Here is a 4,517-nt window from a genome sequence, read left to right as displayed (position 1 = left end):
CGCCGCGCGGTTCGACGAGGACGAGTAGGCTCAGGTCTTCAGGCGCCAGCCGGTGCGGAAGATCCAGTTCACCGCGGCCAGGCACAGCGCCAGGAAGCCCAAGGTGGCGGTCAAGCTCACGCCCACGCCCACGTCCGAGACCCCGTAGAACGCCCAGCGGAAGCCGCTGACCAGATAAACAACCGGGTTCAGCAGGGCCACGTTGCGCCAGAATTCAGGCAGCATGTCGATCGAGTAGAAGCTGCCGCCCAAAAAGGTCAGCGGCGTGATCACCAGGATCGGGATGATCGACAGCTTCTCCCAGCCGTCGGCCCAGATGCCGCTGAGGAACCCGAACAGGCTGAAGGTCACCGAGGTCAGCACCAGGAACGCCAGCATCACGAAGGGATGGGCGATCGAGTAGTCTACGAACAGCCGAGCCGTCGCCATGATCACCAGACCCAGCACCACCGACTTGGTGGCCGCTGCGCCCACGTAGCCCAGCACCACCTCCAGCGTGGAGACCGGCGCCGACAGGAGCTCGTAGATCGTCCCGGCGAACTTCGGCATGTAGATGCCGAACGAGCCGTTCGAGATGCTCTCGGTCAGGATCGACAGCATGATCAGGCCGGGCACGATGAAGGCGCCATAGCTGACGCCGTCGATCTCGGGCATCCGCCGGCCGATCGCCGCCCCGAAGACGATGAAGTAGAGCGAGGTCGTGATCACCGGTGCGGCCAGGCTCTGGACGATGGTCCGGAACCAGCGGTGCATCTCGAACTGGTAGATGGCCTTCACGGCATGGAGGTTCATGCGCGGCTCCTCACCAGGTTCACGAAGATCTCCTCCAGCGAGCTTTCCTCGGTCCGAAGGTCCTTGAAGTCGATGCCAAGCTCGGTCAGCCGGCGAATCAGGTCCGCGATGCCGGTGCGCTCGGCCTGGGCGTCGAAGGTGTAGACCAGTTCCTCGCCCTCGGCGGCCAGCTCGAGCTGGTAGTTGTCGAGGCCCGGCGGGACGGCGGCCAGCGGCTCCTGCAGGTGCAGGGTCAGCTGCTTCTTGCCCAGCTTGCGCATCAGGACGTGCTTGTCCTCGACCAGGATCAGCTCGCCCTTGGAGATGACCCCGATGCGGTCGGCCATCTCCTCGGCCTCCTCGATGTAGTGGGTGGTCAGGATGATGGTGACGCCCTGCTCACGCAGGCCCCGGACCATCTCCCACATATCCCGGCGCAGCTCGACGTCGACGCCGGCCGTGGGCTCGTCCAGGAACAGGATGCTGGGTTCGTGGCTCAGCGCCTTGGCGATCATCACCCGGCGCTTCATGCCGCCGGACAGCGCCATGATCTTGGCGTCCTTCTTGTCCCAGAGGGACAGGTCCTTGAGCACCTTCTCGAGATAGGCGGGGTTGGGCGACTTGCCGAAGAGGCCGCGGCTGAACTTCACCGTGTCCCACACCTTCTCGAAGGCGTCGGTCGAGAGCTCCTGAGGGACCAGACCGATCTTTGTCCGGGCGGCGCGGTAATCCTTGTGGATATCGTGACCGTCGGCGACCACCTGCCCGCCGCTGGCGCGCACCAGGCCGCAGATGATGCCGATCAGCGTGGTCTTGCCGGCGCCGTTGGGTCCCAGGAGGGCGAAGATCTCGCCCTTACGGATGTCGAGGTTTACGTCCTTCAGGGCCTGATGGCCCGAGGCATAGGTCTTCGACAGACCTCTGACTGAGATGATCGGATCCACGCGTCCCTCCGCAGCCCCAGATAGGCGCCGTAGGACGCTTAAGCTAGGCCGGCGCCGACACCTTCGTGTCCGTCGCCGCCGCCATCGGCTTCATCTTGAGGTCCGCGAGCAGGGCCTCGTCGGCGGTCTTTTCGGGATTGTTGGTGGTCAGCAGGCGGCCGCCGATGAAGATCGAGTTGGCGCCGGCCAGGAAGCACAGGGCTTGAAGTTCGCGGCTCATGTGCTCGCGGCCGGCGGCGATGCGGACCATCGACTTCGGGCAGACGATGCGGGCCACGGCGATCATCCGGACGAACTCCAGCGGGTCGACGGCCTTCGATTCCCCTAGGGGCGTGCCGGGGATCGGCATCAGGTCGTTGATCGGCAGGCTTTCCGGATGGCTGGGTAGGATGGCCAGCTGGTGCAGAAGGCCCGCCCGGTCGCGGCGCGTCTCGCCCATGCCGACGATGCCGCCGCAGCAGGTGGACATGCCGGCGTCGCGCACCGCCGCCAAGGTATCCAGCCGGTCCTGGTAGGTGCGGGTGGTGACGACCTTGTCGTAATAGTCCGGGCCGGTGTCGAGGTTGTGGTTGTAGAAGTCGAGACCGGCGGCCTTCAGCGCCTTCGCCTGGTCGGGCGTGAGCATGCCGAGGGTGGCGCAGGTCTCAAGGCCCAGCGCCTTCACGCCGGAGATCATGGCGGCGACCTTCGGCAGGTCACGTTCCTTCAGGTTGCGCCAGGCGGCGCCCATGCAGAACCGCTGCGCGCCGCCGGCCTTCGCCTCTGCGGCGGCGGCGATCACCGTCTCGGCGTCCATCAACTTGGTGGCCGCGACGCTGGTCTTGAACTTCTGCGACTGGGCGCAGTAGCCGCAGTCCTCGGGACAGCCGCCGGTCTTCACCGACAGAAGCTGCGAGAGCTGAAGCTGGGTGGGATCGAACCAGCGCCGGTGGACCTCGGCGGCGCGGAACACCAGCTCCATGAACGGCAGCTCGAACAGGGCCTCGACCTCGTCCAGGGTCCAGTCGTGACGCGGCGCGCCGAATTCCTGGGCAGGGTCGACAGGGCGGAATGGGGCGTTCATGAGGTCCTCCCGAGCGGGCGGCCCGACTTAGCGGGCTTTCCCTAGGGACAGCAACCAATGCCGAGCCGTGAGATCGAGCTGAAGTTCCTGGTCGCGCCTGAGGACCTGGATAAGGTCCTGGCCGCGGCGCCAGCTGGCGAAGAGGAAACCCGGGAGTTGAGGTCCGTCTACTACGACACCGCCGACCGAGGCTTGGCGGCGGCGGGCGTGTCGCTGCGGGTGCGCGATGACGGACGGCGCAAGGTGCAGACCATGAAACGCGGGGCCGGAACGAACCGCGAAGAGCACGAGAAGGAGGTCCTGGCGCTGGACACGAGCTGGCCGGAGCTTTCCGGCCTGGAGCTTCGGCCGGTTTCGGAGGTCCGCGTCACCCGTCGTCAGCGCTTGGTGCGGTTCGCCGGCGCCGAGATCGAAATCGCGGCCGACGTGGGCGAGGTCGCCGTCGGCGGACGGACCGAGCCTTTCAGCGAGCTGGAGCTGGAGCTGAAATCCGGGCCCGAAACCGGGCTGCATGCCTTGGCGTCGGAGCTCGGGCGCTCGGTGCAGCTGACTCCATCGACGCTCAGCAAATCGGAGCGCGGCCGGCGGCTCAGCGGCATATAAAGATTTCTTTATATGATTGTTGCGGCTGGGCTGGCGGGCGGCTATAGACCCCGCCAAGAAATTCCCATCCGAGGACACCCATGACCGACTACGTCGTGAAGGACATCTCGCTTGCCGACTGGGGTCGCAAGGAGATCGACATCGCCGAAACCGAGATGCCCGGCCTGATGGCGGTGCGCGCCGAGTTCGGCAAGAGCCAGCCCCTGAAGGGGGCCCGCGTGGCCGGCTCGCTGCACATGACCATCCAGACCGCGGTGCTGATCGAGACGCTGCAGGCGCTGGGCGCCGAGGTCCGCTGGGCCTCGTGCAACATCTTCTCGACCCAGGACCACGCCGCCGCCGCCATTGCGGTGAAGGGCACGCCGGTCTTCGCCATCAAGGGCGAGACGCTGATCGAGTACTGGGAGTACGCCCACAAGATCTTCGAGTGGCACGACGGCAGCTACCCGAACCTGATCCTGGACGACGGCGGCGACGCGACCCTGCTGTGCGTCCTGGGGCCGAAGGCCGAAGCTGATCCTTCGATCTTGAACAATCCTCAGAACGAGGAAGAGGAAGCGCTCTACACCGTGATGAAGCGCTACCTGAAGGAGAAGCCGGGCTTCTATTCGGCGATCCGCGCGGCCATCAAGGGCGTGTCCGAAGAGACCACCACGGGCGTGCACCGCCTGTACCAGATGGCCGAGAAGGGCGAGCTGCCGTTCCCGGCGATCAACGTCAACGACAGCGTCACCAAGTCGAAGTTCGACAACCTCTACGGCTGCCGCGAGAGCCTGGTGGACGCCATCCGCCGTGGCACCGACGTGATGCTGGCCGGCAAGACGGCGGTGGTCCTGGGCTATGGCGACGTGGGCAAGGGCTCGGCCGCTTCGCTGCGCAACGGCGGCGCCCGGGTCATGGTCACCGAAGTCGACCCGATCTGCGCCCTACAGGCGGCGATGGAAGGCTATGAGGTCGTGACCGTCGAGGACGTGGCCGACAAGGCAGACATCTTCGTCACCGCCACGGGGAACAAGGACGTCCTGCGCCTGGAACACATGCGCAAGATGAAGAACAACGCGATCGTGGCGAACATCGGCCACTTCGATTCGGAGATCCAGATCGCGGCCCTGCGCAACTTCAAGTGGGACGAGATC

The 4,517-nt window shown here is 65.8% G+C and carries 5 protein-coding genes; 2 read left to right on the top strand and 3 right to left on the bottom strand.

Annotated elements, in window-relative coordinates; genetic code table 11:
- Positions 1-30: 30 nt before the first annotated feature.
- From RIF93_RS18880 to bioB, 3 genes are read right to left on the bottom strand one after another with little or no spacing between them, the layout of a single operon-like run.
- Positions 31-792: an ABC transporter permease gene (locus RIF93_RS18880; RefSeq protein ID WP_309092996.1), complete on the bottom strand. Its 762-nt coding sequence runs from the start codon at positions 790-792 to the stop codon at positions 31-33.
- A complete protein-coding gene (locus RIF93_RS18875; RefSeq protein ID WP_309092995.1) occupies positions 789-1,715 on the bottom strand; it encodes an ABC transporter ATP-binding protein in 927 nt (308 codons plus the stop codon). Before RIF93_RS18875 ends, RIF93_RS18880 begins: the two co-directional genes overlap by 4 nt.
- A 43-nt stretch (positions 1,716-1,758) precedes the next feature.
- Positions 1,759-2,778 carry a biotin synthase BioB gene (gene bioB, locus RIF93_RS18870; protein WP_309092994.1) on the bottom strand — a complete coding sequence of 340 codons (1,020 nt, stop codon included), beginning with the start codon at positions 2,776-2,778 and terminating at the stop codon, positions 1,759-1,761.
- A gap of 57 nt (positions 2,779-2,835) precedes the next feature.
- Here bioB and RIF93_RS18865 point away from each other — a divergent pair, with 57 nt between their 5' ends.
- Positions 2,836-3,381 (top strand): CYTH domain-containing protein, encoded by a 546-nt coding sequence (locus RIF93_RS18865; protein ID WP_309092993.1) that lies wholly within the window; start codon positions 2,836-2,838, stop codon positions 3,379-3,381.
- An 80-nt stretch (positions 3,382-3,461) separates the two neighbouring features.
- On the top strand, positions 3,462-4,517 hold a 1,056-nt coding region (locus RIF93_RS18860), incomplete at its 3' end, for an adenosylhomocysteinase (protein ID WP_309092992.1).

Source organism: Phenylobacterium sp., from assembly GCF_031181185.1.
Lineage (GTDB): Bacteria > Pseudomonadota > Alphaproteobacteria > Caulobacterales > Caulobacteraceae > Phenylobacterium.
The sequence above is the reverse complement of the archived record's forward strand: the minus strand, read 5'-3'. Positions and strand labels throughout refer to the sequence as shown.

Excerpts from the sequence above, each read along its gene's own strand:
- bioB (WP_309092994.1), bottom strand. The coding sequence starts at position 2,778 with ATGAACGCCCCATTCCGCCCTGTCGACCCTGCCCAGGAATTCGGCGCG.
- RIF93_RS18865 (WP_309092993.1), top strand. The coding sequence starts at position 2,836 with ATGCCGAGCCGTGAGATCGAGCTGAAGTTCCTGGTCGCGCCTGAGGAC.
- RIF93_RS18880 (WP_309092996.1), bottom strand. The coding sequence starts at position 792 with ATGAACCTCCATGCCGTGAAGGCCATCTACCAGTTCGAGATGCACCGC.